13 protein-coding genes are annotated in these 16,209 nt (G+C 46.4%); 6 read left to right on the plus strand and 7 right to left on the minus strand.

Features of this window, described 5'->3' with window-relative positions:
- Positions 1-49: 49 nt before the first annotated feature.
- The 3 genes from AOC07_RS05030 to gloB are packed head-to-tail and all read right to left on the minus strand — an operon-like array spanning position 50 to position 4,165.
- Positions 50-1,933, minus strand: a complete 1,884-nt coding sequence (locus AOC07_RS05030; protein WP_215356887.1) for a propionate--CoA ligase — start codon at positions 1,931-1,933, stop codon at positions 50-52.
- A 28-nt stretch (positions 1,934-1,961) separates the two neighbouring features.
- Positions 1,962-3,374: a transglycosylase SLT domain-containing protein gene (locus AOC07_RS05035; RefSeq protein WP_251371630.1), complete on the minus strand. Its 1,413-nt coding sequence runs from the start codon at positions 3,372-3,374 to the stop codon at positions 1,962-1,964.
- Positions 3,356-4,165 carry a hydroxyacylglutathione hydrolase gene (gloB, locus tag AOC07_RS05040; RefSeq protein ID WP_215356889.1) on the minus strand — a complete coding sequence of 270 codons (810 nt, stop codon included), beginning with the start codon at positions 4,163-4,165 and terminating at the stop codon, positions 3,356-3,358. Before gloB ends, AOC07_RS05035 begins: the two co-directional genes overlap by 19 nt.
- A gap of 36 nt (positions 4,166-4,201) precedes the next feature.
- On the opposite strand from gloB, the gene AOC07_RS05045 reads away from it, so the two are divergent.
- From AOC07_RS05045 to dnaQ, 5 genes are all read left to right on the plus strand, one after another.
- A complete protein-coding gene (locus AOC07_RS05045) occupies positions 4,202-4,984 on the plus strand; it encodes a class I SAM-dependent methyltransferase (RefSeq protein ID WP_251371632.1) in 783 nt (260 codons plus the stop codon).
- A 4-nt stretch (positions 4,985-4,988) separates the two neighbouring features.
- Positions 4,989-5,453, plus strand: a complete 465-nt coding sequence (gene rnhA, locus AOC07_RS05050) for a ribonuclease HI (protein ID WP_215356893.1) — start codon at positions 4,989-4,991, stop codon at positions 5,451-5,453.
- A gap of 110 nt (positions 5,454-5,563) precedes the next feature.
- Entirely contained in the window at positions 5,564-6,901 is a 1,338-nt protein-coding gene (locus AOC07_RS05055; RefSeq protein WP_215356895.1) for an efflux RND transporter periplasmic adaptor subunit, read from the plus strand.
- Complete coding sequence (locus tag AOC07_RS05060) at positions 6,898-9,996, plus strand: efflux RND transporter permease subunit (RefSeq protein WP_215356897.1); 3,099 nt, start codon at positions 6,898-6,900, stop codon at positions 9,994-9,996. The genes AOC07_RS05055 and AOC07_RS05060 overlap by 4 nt, the downstream gene beginning before the upstream one ends.
- Positions 9,996-10,706 carry a DNA polymerase III subunit epsilon gene (gene dnaQ / locus AOC07_RS05065; protein ID WP_215356899.1) on the plus strand — a complete coding sequence of 237 codons (711 nt, stop codon included), beginning with the start codon at positions 9,996-9,998 and terminating at the stop codon, positions 10,704-10,706. The genes AOC07_RS05060 and dnaQ overlap by 1 nt, the downstream gene beginning before the upstream one ends.
- Positions 10,707-10,712: 6 nt before the next feature.
- Here the strand turns inward: dnaQ and AOC07_RS05070 are convergent, their stop codons facing one another.
- Positions 10,713-11,804 carry a tartrate dehydrogenase gene (locus AOC07_RS05070; protein WP_305848894.1) on the minus strand — a complete coding sequence of 364 codons (1,092 nt, stop codon included), beginning with the start codon at positions 11,802-11,804 and terminating at the stop codon, positions 10,713-10,715.
- A gap of 57 nt (positions 11,805-11,861) precedes the next feature.
- Complete coding sequence (locus AOC07_RS05075; protein ID WP_215356901.1) at positions 11,862-12,524, minus strand: SprT family zinc-dependent metalloprotease; 663 nt, start codon at positions 12,522-12,524, stop codon at positions 11,862-11,864.
- 75 nt (positions 12,525-12,599) lie between these two features.
- Here AOC07_RS05075 and AOC07_RS05080 point away from each other — a divergent pair, with 75 nt between their 5' ends.
- A complete protein-coding gene (locus AOC07_RS05080; RefSeq protein WP_215291979.1) occupies positions 12,600-13,910 on the plus strand; it encodes an amidase in 1,311 nt (436 codons plus the stop codon).
- Between the two features lie 8 nt (positions 13,911-13,918).
- On the opposite strand, the gene AOC07_RS05085 is transcribed toward AOC07_RS05080, so the two are convergent.
- Together AOC07_RS05085 and AOC07_RS05090 are read right to left on the minus strand one after the other, a co-directional pair.
- Positions 13,919-14,896, minus strand: a complete 978-nt coding sequence (locus tag AOC07_RS05085) for a tripartite tricarboxylate transporter substrate binding protein (protein ID WP_215356903.1) — start codon at positions 14,894-14,896, stop codon at positions 13,919-13,921.
- Positions 14,897-14,941: 45 nt separating this feature from the next.
- Positions 14,942-16,063, minus strand: a complete 1,122-nt coding sequence (locus AOC07_RS05090; protein WP_215356904.1) for an NADH:flavin oxidoreductase/NADH oxidase — start codon at positions 16,061-16,063, stop codon at positions 14,942-14,944.
- Between the last annotated feature and the right edge of the window lie 146 nt (positions 16,064-16,209).

Genomic DNA, 16,209 nt, shown 5'->3' on the forward strand with positions numbered 1-16,209 from the left:
CGGGATTTCCTCCTCAGACTCTTAGCCGGAGGAGGATTTCTATCCAGACTTAGGTTTGCTTACCTTGTTCAATAATGGTCTTAATGTGAGCCAAAACAGTCTGGTCTTCCATAGTGCTGATATCACCTGGGTCTCGGCCTTCTGCAACAGCCTGCAATGCGCGCCGCACAATTTTTCCAGAGCGAGTCTTAGGCAAAGCCGTCACAACATAAACATGGCCGGGACGTGCAATTGCGCCCAACTGGGAGTCCACTGTCTTCATGCACTCTTTTTCTAAATTTTCTGCTTTAGAGGCATCCTTAGGTATTACAAATGCAATGGCGGCCTGACCTTTAAGTTTGTCTTCAATTCCCACAACAGCCACTTCAGAAATATTGGGATGACTAGAAATGCTTTCTTCAATTTCGCGAGTTCCAAGGCGATGACCAGCTACATTGATGACGTCGTCAGTACGACCCAAGATGAAGAAGTACCCATCTTTGTCTTTAATACCCCAATCAAATGTGGAGTAAATCAATCTACCAGGAATGGTTTCCCAATAAGTGCTGATAAACCGTTTGTCATCACCCCAAATGGTTTGCATGCAACCTGGAGGCAGTGGACCTTCAATGGCGATAACACCCTTTTGATCAGGACCTAATTCTGCAGAAGTAGCATCATCGAGCAACTTCATGTTGTATCCAAAGGATGGCACACCAGGTGAGCCAAACTTATGCGGCATAACCTCTACGCCGCGCTGAATTGCCAGCATTGGCCAGCCAGTTTCGGTCTGCCAGTAGTTGTCGACAATCGGCTTCTGAATTGCATCATGAATCCAGCTTGCGGTTGGCTCATCTAATGGCTCGCCTGCTAAGAATAATGCACGCAATGAAGATAGATCGTATTTGGTTAAGAAAGCAGGATCTTGTTTTTTGAGAACGCGGACGGCAGTTGGCGCTGAGAACATAACTGAAACTTTGTACTTCTCAACCAATTCCCACCAGATGCCTGCATCAGGGCGTAATGGTGTGCCTTCATACATAATCGTAGCCATACCGCTGAGCAATGGTGCGTAGATGATGTAGCTATGACCAACTACCCAACCAATATCCGAAGTACAGAACATAGTTTCACCAGCTTTACCAGTAAAAATATGTTTCATGGACGAAGCTAGAGCAACCGCATAACCTCCGGTATCTCGTTGGACACCCTTCGGCTTACCAGTAGTACCAGAGGTATACAGAATGTATGAAGGATGGGTTGCATCTACCCATTCAATTGGAACAATATCGTTCAGGTGTTTTTGACGCTCAGCCGCATAGTCCAAGTCTCGACCTGCAACAGTAGTGAACTCCGTTAAACCGCGATTCACAATCAATACTTTTTCAGGCTTATAGCCGGCCAAACTAATTGCTTCATCCAATAAGGGCTTGTAAGGAACGGCCTTACCGCCACGCGCGCCCGCCTCTGCAGTCACAATCATTTTAGGTTTTGCATCATCAATGCGCGATGCCAGGCTATGGGAAGCAAAGCCGCCAAACACAACCGAATGAATTGCACCGATACGAGCGCAAGCAAGCATTGCAAAGCAAGCCTCAGCAATCATTGGCATGTAAATCAGGACACGATCACCCTTTTGAATGCCGTTCGCCTGGTAAATAGCAGCCATACGATTCACTTCTTCGTAGAGCTCTTGATATGTATATGCTTTTTCTAAATTGGTTTCAGTGGAAACCGCAACCAGGGCAATTTGATCTGGTTGATCTTTTGCATAACGGTCGACTGCGTTGTAGCAAAGGTTAGTAAGACCCCCTTGGAACCATTTTGCAAATGGCGGGTTATCGTAATTTAGAACCTGATTAAATGGTTTTTCCCAATGAATTAACTTTGCCTGCTCACCCCAGAAACCATCTGGATCTTTTACTGAGCGTTCATGATGGGCTTTATAGGACATAGTCAACCTAATAAAAAAGTTACTGAAATTACGGTGTTTTAGCGCCCCCCTTATTTGCAGAAGTCGCTGAGCTAGCATTTTTCGCAGATTTTGCAAGGCCTGTCGATGCGGATTTATGCTGAGATGCAGCATTTTTTGCAGAAGAATTACCCTTAGATCCACTTTTTGAGCTAGAGCACTTAGTATTTTTTCCACCCTTAGCTGGCTTTGCACACTTTAAGGCTGGAGGTGGAGGCTTCTCAAGGCTCAAGCTGGCGTTTTCAGCCATTGCTGTGGAAACATCCCCGGGCCTTCGACTGGTTTTCGGTATGAGCACTGTTGAGCCAGCCCTAATACGCATGCCCCTAGGAATGCCATTCACAGTTCTTAAGGTATCAACATCTACGCCCAAAGTTTTAGCAACTTGATCAACATTTTCGGTCTTTGCCACCTTCACTGCAGTCCAAGAAGATAGTGGTTTGTTGTAACCCTTGAGATTTGCTTGAAAGATCTCAGCATGGGCAAATGGCAAGAGGATCTGTTGATTAGCATTGCTTAATATGACTGGCTTGTTAAAAGAAGGATTGAGATTGTGAAACTCTTCTGTCGGAATTTCAGCAAGCTTAATCACGAGTGCCACATCAATATCACTATCAATATCCAAGGCTATAAAGTATGGATGGTTTTCAAGCTCTGGTAAAACAATTCCGTAAGCTTCTGGGTCAAGAACGATTTGACGATAAGCCATAAGTTTGGGTACGTAGTTACGAGTTTCCCTTGGCATGGTGAGGCTCTCGTAATCCGTAGACAAGCCTGCGGCTTGGTTGCGTTTCTGCGCCCTAGAAATATTTCCAGCGCCCCAGTTATATGCCGCCAATGCTAGCTCCCAACTACCAAACTGATTATGTAAACGCTGCAGATAATCTAGGGCAGCATCCGTAGATTGCACTACGTCGCGCCGCTCATCCCTAAAAACGTTTTGTGTTAAACGAAAGTCTTTGCCCGTCGCTGGCATGAACTGCCATAACCCCACCGCCTTTGCACTGGACTTGGCATTAGTAACAAAAGCGCTTTCCACAAATGGTAGCAATGCAATCTCCGTTGGCATGTTGCGGGCATTGACTTCTTGAACGATGTAAAACATATATCGTGAAGAGCGCGCCATAGAGCGATTTACATAATCTGGCCTTGCACTGAGCCAACGTACCTGCTCAATTTCTAAGGGAGTATTCATGGGCTCCATCTGGAATCCATCTCGAATCCGTAACCATAGGTTATCGGATGGCGCATAAACCTTGCTAACCGATTGACTCTTGAGATTGACGCGCGCAGCCTTGGATGATTTCGGATTTGCCTTGGTGGGGGTATCAGATGACCAATCACCGGTTCCAGCACAACCAGATAGAAAAACGGCAAGCAGAATTGCCGCTGCATACAAACGCATCAGAATCGGTCTTTCCAAGCCCTCACTACCGCTAAAACATGGGCTGGCGTTGGCAATTCTTGCTGACCTGAAACTTCCTTGGCCATTGCAATGACTTCAGCCTGATCACAGCGCATAAAGGGATTAACCTGAAGCTCTTGCCCAATCGTGCTTGGCAATGTCGGAAGATTTTGCGCTCTGAGTGCCTGAGCTTTTTCTGACCAAGAAATCAAGTTCAAATTATTCGGCTCCACGGCTAAAGCAAAACGAATATTGGATAAAGTGTATTCATGGGTGCAAAACACCAAGGTGTTTTTAGGTAAGGCTGCAAACTTGGCTAATGACTGCGTCATCTGTGTTGGGGTGCCTTCAAACAAGCGACCACATCCAGATGCAAATAAGGTATCACCACAAAACAGCATCGGCTCCACGACATTGGCCTGCATATTGGCGAAGTAGGCAATATGACTCAGCGTATGCCCTGGAACCTCGATAACCTTAAGGCTAATTCTGGGCAACGTGATTTCTAGCTTGTCATCCTCCTTAGCGATTACTGTGCGCCCAGGAATATCAGTGCCAGCTGGCCCATAAACCGGAATATGCTTACCAAAGCTATTCAATAGCTTGAGTATTCCGCCAGTGTGGTCGGCATGATGATGGGTTATCAGGATGCCCGTAAGCACCAGGTCGTTTTGCAAAAGATAGTCTTCTACCGGGGCAAAATCACCCGGATCAACGACTAAGGCCGACCTACCATCATGGATGCACCAGATGTAGTTGTCATCAAAGGCCGGAATAGGCCAAACTTGCAATAAAGTATTCTTATCCATAAACCGATGATACCAACCCCACCCATCCCCTCGCAGATGCCTGCACCCCCATGGAGCTCATGGGAGAAATGGCTGCAATCCCCACCAGGACGCTATGTGCTGGGCTGGGAGCAAAAATGCTGCGACCAGATCGTTGCCGATGTCTTTGGCTTCCATGCGGTTCAAATTGGCATGCCTCAAATGAATACCTTGACCGAGAATCGCATGCCTTTGCAAGCGCTCCTAATGCACCCCAACGACAGTCATGAATATGCAGCCCGTTTTAATTGGCATCTGATTGAAGGTAATTATTCTGAATTGCCATTTGCAAGTGAAAGTCTGGATTTAGTGGTGCTTCCCCATGTTCTCGAATTTGCGACTGATCCTCACCAGATTTTGCGAGAGGTTGATCGCGTCTTACGTCCCGAGGGCCGCCTCATTATTTCCGGCTTTAATCCAGCAAGCTTATGGGGGGCACGCCAATATCTCAGCAGGCTGATTGGCAACCCTTATTTGCCTCGCGACGGTCAATTTATCAGCCTGATACGCGTTAAAGATTGGTTGCAATTACTAAACTTTTCCTTAGACCGCGGTCACTTTGGCTGCTATAAATTTCCCCTGCAAGGGCATTCCTCTATGGGCCGCATGGATTTCTTAGAATCCATGGGTAACCGCTGGTGGCCAATATTTGGTGCAGTTTTCTTAGTGTCAGCCATCAAGCGTCAGCAAGGCATCCGTTTGATTGGGCAAATTTCACCGGTACGTATTCCTGCTATACAACAACTTGCCCCTGCTGTAGAGCGTAGTCAACTTAAAGAAGTTCAGGACACAGTAAATTAAAGCAATGTCGCACACTAATTCAACCTCACCTACGCCACATATCGTGATCTATACCGATGGCGCTTGCAAAGGCAATCCCGGTCCCGGTGGCTGGGGTGCAGTATTGCGCTCAGGCGGCCATGAAAAACACATCCATGGCGGGGAACAACTCACCACGAATAACCGCATGGAAATTTGCGCCGTGATTTTTGCCCTCCGCGCCCTAAAACAAAGAAGTACAGTCGAACTTTGGACCGACTCTCAATACGTCCAAAAAGGGGTCACAGAATGGCTTGAGGGATGGAAAAAACGGGGCTGGAAGACTGCCAGCAAGGACCCTGTCAAAAATGCCGATCTTTGGCAAGAATTAGATGCCCTGCTGCCTGATCACGATATTTCTTGGCATTGGGTCAGAGGTCATAACGGTCACCCTGGTAATGAGCTGGCAGACCAGCTTGCAAATAAGGGTGTTGAAGAGTTTCTACCCTAGAGCCAATATCGTTGCAAAAGCACTATTTTGGCAGTCTTATGAGAGAATGGCTTTGATCAAAAAAGCGCTAAAACAGCACTAGAACCCTATAAAATCAAGAAAACGAGACTGTGTCAAAAATAGAATCTACGCTCGACAAATTATTTGCCAAATTAGTGCAAATCAAAGATACGGTTAAGGCGCGTCTTTGCGCTCTCTGGCAAAAGTATTCTCCCCAAGCAATGCAGAGAATGAGTCAACTCAAGAAAATCGATTACGCAACAGCCAAATCTTTCGTAATTCGGTTTAAGTGGCGCATTCTGCTAGTGCTCCTCGTTCTCTACGCTGGATCTAAAGCCTATGATTACTTTTTCCCAGCATCCGAAAAAGCTGGTGGTCCCGTAACAGTGACCACCCTCGTAGTTGAGAAAAAAGATACCCCCCTCATTATTGAAGCTACTGGCACTATTGTTTCTGCGAGCATAGTGGATATACGCCCGATGGTGACCAATACCGTTGCCAAAATTGAAGTGAAAGATGGTCAAGAAGTAAAAGTGGGCGATCTCCTGTTTGTCTTGGACGATCGCAATGACAAAGCCAATTATGAAAAACTCAAGGCTTTAGCTGACGATGCCCAGAAGCAATATTTGCGAGCCAAAGAACTGGTAGATAAGAACTTCATCTCCAAAGCGGGACTCGAAACTTCTTTAGCGAATGCCAAATCGGCTCAAGCCGCAGCCAGGGCTGCTGAAGTTCAATTATCTTTTGACTATATTCGCTCACCTATTGATGGGCGTGCGGGTATCGTAAATGTTTTCCCCGGTTCACTGGTTCAAGCAAGTAATGTAGTTTCTACTTCCACTAATTCCACGGCAACCTCCAGCGTAGGTTCCATGGTCACGATTACACAACTCAACCCGATCAACGTTCAGTTCGTCATTCCTGAAAAAGATATCCCAGTGATGCTTGAGAATCAATTGGATGGCGATGCCATGGCTGTCAAGGTCACAGTCGGTGAGAGTGGCAAGCAAACCTATGAAGGTAAGGTAATCGTCATTGATAACCAAGTGGATCCTTCTATTGCAGCTGTCCGTGTAAAAGCACAAATCCCGAACGAAAACAAAACACTATTACCAGGTCAGTTTGCCCGCGTATCCCTCATTGCCAATACACTAAAAGATGCCCTAGCGATTCCATCGCAGGCTGTTGTGATCAATCCTCGTGGAAAATTAGTATATGTTGTCGATAAAGATGGCAAAACAGCATCCAAACCAGTGAAGGTGATCTACGAGTATCAAGGTTCTTCTGTAGTGACTGGTATAGAAGCTGGAGACAGAGTAGTTATTGAAGGTAAGCAAAACTTACGTCCTGGTAGCAAAGTGCGCGAAGCAAAATCTACTCCAGCGAGCACTGCGAATGCACAACCAGCACCCGCTCCTGCAACGCCTTCAGCCGTAGAGAAAAAATGACGCTCTCCGAATTATGTATTCGGCGTCCGGTAATGACGGTGCTACTGTCAGTAGCCACCGTGATTGCTGGTGCAGTTGCTTATGTCAAGATTCCAGTAGCTGCTCTACCGAGCTTTAACACTCCAATTATCTCCGTTAGCGCCTCATTGCCAGGTGCATCGCCCGAAAATATGGCGTCAGCGGTTGCTCTGCCGCTAGAAAAGGAATTTTCAACGATTGATGGCATCACCATCATTAGCTCTACAAATTCATTAGGTAGCACCAGCATTACGCTCGAATTTAATAACGATCGAGACATTGATAAAGCAGCAGTTGATGTTCAAGCCGCTCTACTACGCGCGCAAAAGCGTCTACCAATCGAAATGACCGTGCCACCTTCGTATCGCAAGATTAATCCTTCCGATACCCCGGTACTAGTGGTGCGCATGAGTTCACCCTCTATTAGCCTATCTGACATCAACCAATACGCCGAGAATTTACTTTCTCCAAATTTATCCACCATTAGCGGTGTTGCACAGGTGTTGGTTTATGGAGCAAAGCGTTATGCCGTCAGAGTACAAGTTCACCCTGATGCTTTAGCAAATCGCAACCTGACGGTGGACGATGTCGCAACTGCAATTAATAAAGCGAACTCTAATAGTCCAGTGGGCGTTTTAGATGGGCCCCGGCAAGCAATCACAATTTATGCCAATCCCCAATTGGTCCGTGCCGAAGAATTCGGCAACCTAATTGTGAGTCAAAAAAATGGTTTACCAATTTATCTCAAGGATGTTGCTGACGTAATCGAGTCATACGAGGATGTCAAAACTCTCGCTAGCTCAAATGGCGAACGTTCAATTGCAATTGCCATCTTGCGCCAACCAGGTGCTAATACTGTAGAAGTTGTTAAAGCAGTAAAACAACTATTGCCGCAACTGCAAAAACAAATGCCTGAATCTATACGGCTTACTTTGTTAAATGACCGCTCCCTCTCCATCATTGAGGCGATTCATGATGTCAATCTCACCTTGGGGCTAACCGTCCTGCTAGTAGTGCTTGTGATCTTCCTGTTCTTGAAGCATATTTCAGCAACCATTATTCCGTCTATAAGCCTGCCGATTTCATTGATTGGCGCATTCTTTCTGCTGTACTTTATGGGGTATAGCCTAGACAACATCTCCTTGCTGGGCATTACCTTGGCGGTTGGTTTAGTGGTGGATGATGCAATCGTTGTTCTCGAGAACATCATGCGCTACGTTGAGCAAGGCATGGATCCGCTCAAAGCATCATTAAAAGGAAGTAAAGAAGTTGGCTTCACCATTATTTCGATCTCCATTTCGCTGGTAGCGGTATTTATCCCCTTATTTTTTATGCCGGGCCCTATTGGCTTGCTCTTTAGAGAATTTGCTGTCGTTGTTTCGCTCTCCATTTTAGTTTCTGCGGTGGTGTCCCTTACGGTTGTACCAATGCTATGCTGTCGCTTCCTACCTAAACCTGGTCAGCATGCTAAAGAATATGCCATCAATAAAAAGTTTGATCGCTTCTTTGATTGGATGCTCAAGACTTATATTCATTACCTTGATCTTGCCCTAAAAAATCGCAAGATTGTGTTGTGGGGTGCTGTATCAACATTCGTAATCACTATCGCATTGTTTGTAAGCAGTCCCAAGGGATTCTTCCCGGAGGAAGACATTGGGCAAATTCTAGCAACCACTGAAGCTTCTGAAGATATTTCTTTTAAGGCCATGCTAACCCTACAAGATCAAGCAGCTGAACTTGTCAATGCCGATCCGAACGTTGCCAGCTCAATATCAGTCATTGGTGGTGGCAATAGCTCCGGCTACAACACTGGCCGTATTTTCATCATCTTGAAGCCCAAAAGTGATCGGGCCAAGATGGCCAAAATCATGGAAGGGCTGCGTACTAAATTTAAAGAGATCCCTGGCCTGCAGGTGTACATGCGCCCTGTGCAAAACCTACAACTGGGCGGCAAAAGCAGTAAGAGTCGCTATCAATTTACTTTACAAAGCGTTGGCTTTGAAGGTGTGAATGAATGGGCCGATAAGCTCATGCAAAAAATGCGTGCTGACCCCATGTTTAGAGATGTCACCAGTGACTCTCAGCTTAAAGGTTTGAACGTCAAAATCAATATTGATCGAGAGAAAGCAGCCAGTGCTGGGGTGACTATTGCTGATATACGAACCGCGCTCTATTCTGCCTTTGGTGAAAAGCAAGTTTCGACCATCTACACACCAGTCAATACTTATTACGTCATCTTGGAAGCTGCCGTTGAAGACCGTCAATACGAAACGGATCTTAATAAGATCTTTGTGCGCGGACGCGCTACAGATAAGCTTATTCCTTTATCTAGTGTTGCTAGCTTTACTCGTACTGTTGGACCTACTGCGGTAAACCATCAAGGTCAAATTCCTGCGGTTACCCTTTCGTTCAACTTGGCCCCAGATATTTTCTTGGGTGATGCCACCAAGAAAATTGAGGAGTACACCAAGATGATCGATTTGCCGCCATCCATCATCACCAGCTATGGTGGTGATGCTGCGGTATTTAAGAGCAATCAATCGGGTCAGTTAATCCTGATTTTCTCGGCGCTAGGCGTTATTTATATCTTGCTCGGTGTTCTGTACGAAAGCTATATCCACCCACTGACAATCTTGGCTGGACTTCCGTCTGCAGCCATTGGCGCTATTTTGGCTCTGCGGATCTTTGGCTTTGAACTCACCATCATTGCCTCTATCGGTATCTTGCTGCTGATTGGTATCGTCAAGAAAAATGCGATTTTGATGATTGACTTTGCTCTAGACGCTCAGCGGAATCAAGGCATGTCTCCAGAAGCGGCTATTCGTGAAGCTTGTATCTTGCGCTTTCGCCCAATCATGATGACGACCTTTGCTGCTCTGATGGGCGCCATTCCAATCGCCTTTGGTTTAGGTGCCGGCGCTGAATTACGCCAACCACTTGGTATTAGCGTCGCTGGCGGCCTGATCTTTTCTCAATTCGTGACCTTGATTATTACTCCAGTGATTTATCTCTACCTCGATAAATATGCAGGCAATGGTCCAATGGATATACCGCCGTCAGTACTCGAAGGAACCTAATGCGTCAAGTTATTCTCGATACTGAAACCACTGGCTTAAATCCAGCTACAGGTGATCGCATTATTGAAATTGGTTGCGTAGAAATGGTTGGTCGTCGCCTGACTGACAGAACTTTTCATTACTACATCAATCCAGAGCGTGATATCGATGCTGGCGCTTTTGCTGTTCATGGCCTGTCACGCGAATTTCTATCTGACAAACCCGTCTTCGCACATATTGTTGATCAACTGATTGAGTTTGTAGACGGCGCTGAAATTGTGATTCATAACGCAGCCTTCGATTTAGGCTTCTTAGATAATGAATTTGCACTTCTCAAACGTCCACCGTTCCGCAATCTAGCAGCAAAGATTACCGATACATTACTCGATGCTCGCCAAATGTTTCCTGGGAAGCGTAACTCTTTAGATGCACTATGTGAACGCTTTTCTGTTAGCAACCAACACCGCACCTTGCACGGCGCGCTTTTAGATGCCCAGCTCCTAGCCGAGGTTTATGTTGCGATGACAAGGGGTCAAGAAGATCTCTCGATTGATCTCATTGACTATACCGTTGGTGCAGATGCGTCAGGACATACCAGGGCACTCCCAACAGATCTACAGATATTGACTGCCAGCGATGATGACCTCGCCCAACACGAAAAGATTCTTGCGGAAATTGCTAAGGCAAGTAAAAAGGACCCCGTATGGAGTCCTTTAAATGCTACCCCTTAATTCAATTTAGATTGCAGCTGCAATCGCCTTACCCAAATCATCAGTTTTCGCAGTACCACCAACATCTGGTGTCAGAGGCGCATGGCCAGGACCCGCCAGTAAGACCTTTTCAATGGCATTGAAGATGGCTTTACCCGCTTCTGGATAACCGAGGTGATCTAACATCATCGCCCCGCTCCAAATTTGGCCAATCGGATTCGCAATCATCTTGCCAAAGATGTCTGGAGCTGAACCATGAACCGGTTCGAATAATGATGGGAACTTACCTTCTGGATTAATGCTTCCTGATGGTGCCACCGCAATCGTGCCAGTACATGCTGGGCCCAGATCAGAAAGAATATCTCCAAACAAGTTACTTGCAACAACAACATCAAAACGATCGGGATTCATCACAAAGTGCGCTGCCAAAATATCAATGTGATATTTATCGGTACGCACGTCAGCAAATTTCTTTGACATCGCTTCAACACGCTCATCCCAGTATGGCATTGTGATGGCAATACCATTGGATTTTGTTGCTGAAGTTAAATGCTTCTTAGGACGGCTTTGCGCTAAATCAAATGCATATTGCAAGATACGATCAACGCCCTGTCTTGTAAAGACAGATTCTTGAATGACGATCTCGCGGTCAGTATCTGGGAACATCTTGCCGCCAACACTAGAATACTCACCTTCAGTGTTCTCACGGACCACAAAAAAATCGATATCGCCAGGCTTACGATTTGCTAAGGGGCATGGAATGCCCGGCAATAAACGCACTGGACGCAAGTTTACATATTGATCAAAGCCACGACGGAACTGAATTAAGCTGCCCCACAAAGAGACGTGGTCCGGAAGAATGTCTGGCATACCAACAGCGCCAAAAAAGATGGCGTCGTATTGCATAAGCGTTTCGAACCAGTTATCCGGCATCATCTTGCCATGCTTAAGGTAGTAGTCACAGCTCGCAAAATCAAAATGGTCGAACTGCATTCCGATATTAAATTTGCGGTTAGCAGCTTCTAATGCGCGTACACCCTCTGGCATGACCTCCTTGCCAATACCATCACCAGGGATCACTGCGATTTTTGGATTCTTAAATATTTTTTTTGCGTTCATGGTTTTTGTCTCAAATAATGAATGGTTCTGTTTACTGCAATTAGGTTGATTTATACACTAGCTGATAGCGCGCCGGATTTCATCTGGGGCTGACTTGCCACCCTTAGCAACTGACTCACTGTCGTAATCACTGGTATTTTCGATTGTCTCTGGCACGGCTTCCTCCATTCGAACATTATCCTTTGGGCAGATGGGTGCACCATAACTAGCCCATTTTTTTAGTAGAGTAACCTCATAACCGCATTGGCCACACTTTGCCTTGTTACGACTCGCATTGCTGGGTCGGGGCGGTGGAAAGACAATCGCCTGATGAGGATATGGGCCGAGTTCTTGGCTAATCATCATCAGCCTCACTGTTAGCTCTTCAGTGGCATGAGCCATCCTCGCAGGCCCCTCTAGCCCTACTGTTTGAGCAATGCCCTTGAAATCCTCGCCGTGGCCGCTAAAACAATCGTCGACTGCATGACAGAGCTCATGAACCAAGGTATCCAATAACTGCACTGGATCGTCTAATTTGGGTGAGATAAAAATCTCATTGACCCCGCCTCCTGAGCGCTCACGAGGCCAACATTGCCCCAAGGTGGTTCTAGGGCTACTAGAGGCCGGAAATCCACAGGAAACTCTTACTGGGGGGATGGCATAGCCTGCCTTTGAAAATACGGGCTCAAGGTGCCTAACGGCGTCCTCCAGCCATGCTTCACGGACTGAATGTTGCTTCATTGATCTATCTTGACTAATTAGGAATGGTAAAACGGTAAATTGCGATCATACGCCACCAAACGTAGAATAGAACTTATGAAAGATCTAGAAAGCCTGAGCGCCTCCCAAGCTGCAAAAGCCTTGTCCAAAAGAGACATTAAGGCAACCGATTTACTCCTTTCCTGTCTAGACCGAATTGGCCAGCGAGAGAGCTCTATAAAAGCCTGGGTCAGCCTTGGCAAAGAAAATGCCTTAGCCAGAGCTAAAGCGCTTGATAAAGGGCCAATACAGGGGCTATTACATGGCCTACCAATTGGGGTAAAGGATCTATTCGATACCTATGACCTGCCGACCGCTTATGGATCACCCATCTATCAAAATAACTATCCCAGCGCTGATGCCGTTTCAATCGCCCTCATGCGCCAAGCTGGCGGCATCATTCTAGGAAAAACAGTCACCACAGAATTTGCTACCTTTAAGGGTGGTGTGACTACCAATCCCCATAACAGTAAACATAGTCCAGGGGGATCATCGAGTGGCTCAGCTGCTGCAGTTGCTGACTTCATGGTGCCCTTGGCAACAGGCAGTCAAACTGCTGGGTCAATTATTCGCCCTGCATCATATTGTGGCGTTGTTGGCTTCAAACCCAGTCTTGGAAAAGTCAGCATTGCTGGCGCCAAAAGCCTTTCGATCTCGATGGATACATTGGGATGCTTTGGCCGCAGCGTAGAGGATGTTGCTCTAGGGATTGCCGCCATGAGCGGTGACCATCGATTAGCTACAGTCATTGATCTGCATAACAAACCTCGCATTGGACTTTGCAAAACCGCTAATTGGTCAAGCGCACAAAAAGAAACTGCTGCAGCCCTGGCAGTAGCGCGACATGCAGCCGAGTCGATTTGCAAAGGCAGCGTTGGCAATCAAAAGCTGCCAAAGGCATGCGATGGTTTAACGCAAGCCCAAACTAATATTATGCTGTCGGAGATGTCTCGCAGCCTTATGTTTGAGCGCATGAATTTCCCAAAGCAAATTAATCCTCAAATTAGCAAGTTGCTCAATGAGGGCGGCAAAATAAGCTATGAACAATATGCCAAAGATTTATTAATGGTTCAGCGCGCTAAAGCTTCAATAGCAGATCTATTTAATGATGAAGTCGATATCCTGATAGCAGCCAGTGCCACTGGTGAAGCCCCATTAATAAAAGATGGAACAGGCGATCCTATTTTTTGTAGAGACTGGAGCATGCTAGGCTTACCCTGCATTAACATCAACGTCGCTAGCGGACCCAGTGGATTGCCTGTAGGTGTACAGTTGATTGCAGGCCCAGGCAAAGATCAATTCCTACTCAGTGCTGCTAGAGCGTTTGCACTAGCATTGCCTGACCCCGTGTTGCGAGATCAGGCCTAAGAACACGATTAGTCGAGAGTGATATTGGCAGCTTTGATTGCCTTATGCCAATAAGGCAGTTCTTTCTTGAGCAAGGCATCCATTTGTGCAGGATTGTAATAACGCAACTCAACACCAGCTGCATCAGCACGCTCTTTAATTTCCGGCAAAGCCAAACTCTGTTTTACAGAATCGGTTAGTTTAGTAATAACCGGTTTAGGTGTAGCAGTAGGCGCATACAAAGCCACCCATGATTCCAGTTGAAATGAAGGTAGACCAGCCTCTGCCGTTGTTGGCACGTTAGGCATACCAGGGTGACGATTTTTTCCGGTTACTGCCAATCCTTTCAGCTTGCCGCTTTGCACATGTTGCATCAAAGATGGTGGCGTGCTAATAAAAACCTGCACCTGCCCTGCAAGTACGTCTTGAACTGCGGGACCAGAGCCCTTGTAAGGCACGTGGACCATATCAACACCAGTAGTCTGTTTAAAGATCTCTGTACCGATATGAGAGACTGAACCATTGCCTTGTGAAGCGTAATTTAATTTACCAGGATTGGCTTTAGCGTAAGCAATAAACTCTTTTAGGTTATTCACGGGCACTGAAGGATGAACAGCGATCACATTGGTGGAAACCGTCAACAAAGCTACCGGTGAAAAATCCTTAATAGGATCCCAAGGCAATTTATCCATCAAGGCTGGATTACCAACGTGATAACCAGAATAAGAAATCAATAAGGTATAGCCATCTGGCCTAGCCTTTGCAACATATTGATATGCTGTATTACCGCTAGCACCAGGCTTATTATCAACGATTACTGGCTGCCCAATGACGCGTGTTAGAGGCTCACTTAGGAGGCGCGCTGAAGTGTCTACCAGACCACCTGGTGGATTAGGCACTACCAGTGTAATGGGACGATCTGGAAAGGCTTGTGCACCAGCAAGCTGGGCTGTCGCAGCGAATACAAGCGTCGCGAATAATTTACAGACTTTGTGCAATCTGGTCATAACGGTCTCCTAAAAATATTTTTGTTCTTGATGGATTTGCATAGTTCATCTCTGCCCTATTTTGACACTTCCAAATACAGCTTGAGCCTCTCTAGGAAGGCAGCGCCAATAGCGTTCGTTAGCTGTCACCTTACCATCTAAGGCGGCAGCAGCTTCCCACCCCCAACGCGGTTTATATAAAAAGGCTCTAGCCATAGCGATTAAATCAGCGTCGCCATCTTGCAAAATCGCTTCAGCTTCATGTGGGTCTGTGATTAAACCAACTGTCATCGTTGGTAAACCAGATTTTTCTTTAACAATTTTTGCAAATGGCACTTGATAACGAGGCCCAAGTGCAATTTTTTGTTGCGGTGAAATTCCACCAGAAGAGATATGAACAAAGTTGCATCCTAAAGGTTTTAGTTGTTTTGCAAAGTCGGCAGTCTCTTCTGGAGTCCAGCCGCCCTCGATCCAATCGCTTGCAGAAATACGAATACCCAGAACTCCTTGATAAGCCGCTCTTACAGCAGCAAATAACTCCAAAGGAAAACGAATCCGGTTCTCAAACGAGCCACCATATTCATCTTTACGCTGATTCGCAATCGGCGATAAAAACTGATGTAAGAGATAACCATGGGCGCCATGCAGCTCAATACCATCTATACCAATTCTGTCAGCACGCCTTGCTGCCATCACGAAATCATCGATTAATTGCTTGAATTCAGACTTTGACAATTCATGCGGCAGACGTTCGCCATCCAACTGGGGAATTGCTGAAGGCGCCAAGGTTTCCCAACCACCTTTATCGGCAGCTAAAAGCTGGCCACCATCCCAGGGTGTGGCGCTAGATGCCTTACGTCCTGCATGTGCAAGCTGAATAAATACTGGGGTTGCTGGTGCCAGAGCGCGGGCACGATGCAATTTATCCTGAAGCGCAGCTTCCGTCCGGTCATCCCATAGACCTAAACAGGCTGGCGTAATTCGGCCCTCGGGAGTAACGCCGGTTGCCTCAATGATAAATAAGGCGGCACCACTATTTAAAAGATTGCCCCAGTGCATCAAATGCCAGTCGGTGGCTTCACCATTGCTAGCTGAATATTGGCACATGGGAGCAACCACAATGCGATTAGCCAGCTCTAGTGGGCCGCGTGGTGCATTTAAGATATAGCTAGAAAATAAGAGACTCATTAGGATGCCTTTAGAGACCCAAAAGGGGTCAAAAATACGAAAATTGCTGTTAAGCGATAGAATACTCAAAAAGCTGAATATACAAGACAAGGAAGGCCCGCTGACCCATCGGTCCGCTAGCTTTAGTAACTTAAAACCGAAGAATT

This window comes from Polynucleobacter sp. UB-Raua-W9 (assembly GCF_018687435.1).
Classification (GTDB): domain Bacteria; phylum Pseudomonadota; class Gammaproteobacteria; order Burkholderiales; family Burkholderiaceae; genus Polynucleobacter.

Bases quoted from the DNA above. Each gene is read 5' to 3' on its own strand.
- AOC07_RS05030 (WP_215356887.1), bottom strand. From the start codon at position 1,933: ATGTCCTATAAAGCCCATCATGAACGCTCAGTAAAAGATCCAGATGGT.
- gloB (WP_215356889.1), bottom strand. From the start codon at position 4,165: ATGGATAAGAATACTTTATTGCAAGTTTGGCCTATTCCGGCCTTTGAT.
- AOC07_RS05045 (WP_251371632.1), top strand. From the start codon at position 4,202: ATGCCTGCACCCCCATGGAGCTCATGGGAGAAATGGCTGCAATCCCCA.
- rnhA (WP_215356893.1), top strand. From the start codon at position 4,989: ATGTCGCACACTAATTCAACCTCACCTACGCCACATATCGTGATCTAT.
- AOC07_RS05060 (WP_215356897.1), top strand. From the start codon at position 6,898: ATGACGCTCTCCGAATTATGTATTCGGCGTCCGGTAATGACGGTGCTA.
- dnaQ (WP_215356899.1), top strand. From the start codon at position 9,996: ATGCGTCAAGTTATTCTCGATACTGAAACCACTGGCTTAAATCCAGCT.
- AOC07_RS05070 (WP_305848894.1), bottom strand. From the start codon at position 11,804: ATGAACGCAAAAAAAATATTTAAGAATCCAAAAATCGCAGTGATCCCT.
- AOC07_RS05075 (WP_215356901.1), bottom strand. From the start codon at position 12,524: ATGAAGCAACATTCAGTCCGTGAAGCATGGCTGGAGGACGCCGTTAGG.
- AOC07_RS05080 (WP_215291979.1), top strand. From the start codon at position 12,600: ATGAAAGATCTAGAAAGCCTGAGCGCCTCCCAAGCTGCAAAAGCCTTG.
- AOC07_RS05085 (WP_215356903.1), bottom strand. From the start codon at position 14,896: ATGACCAGATTGCACAAAGTCTGTAAATTATTCGCGACGCTTGTATTC.
- AOC07_RS05090 (WP_215356904.1), bottom strand. From the start codon at position 16,063: ATGAGTCTCTTATTTTCTAGCTATATCTTAAATGCACCACGCGGCCCA.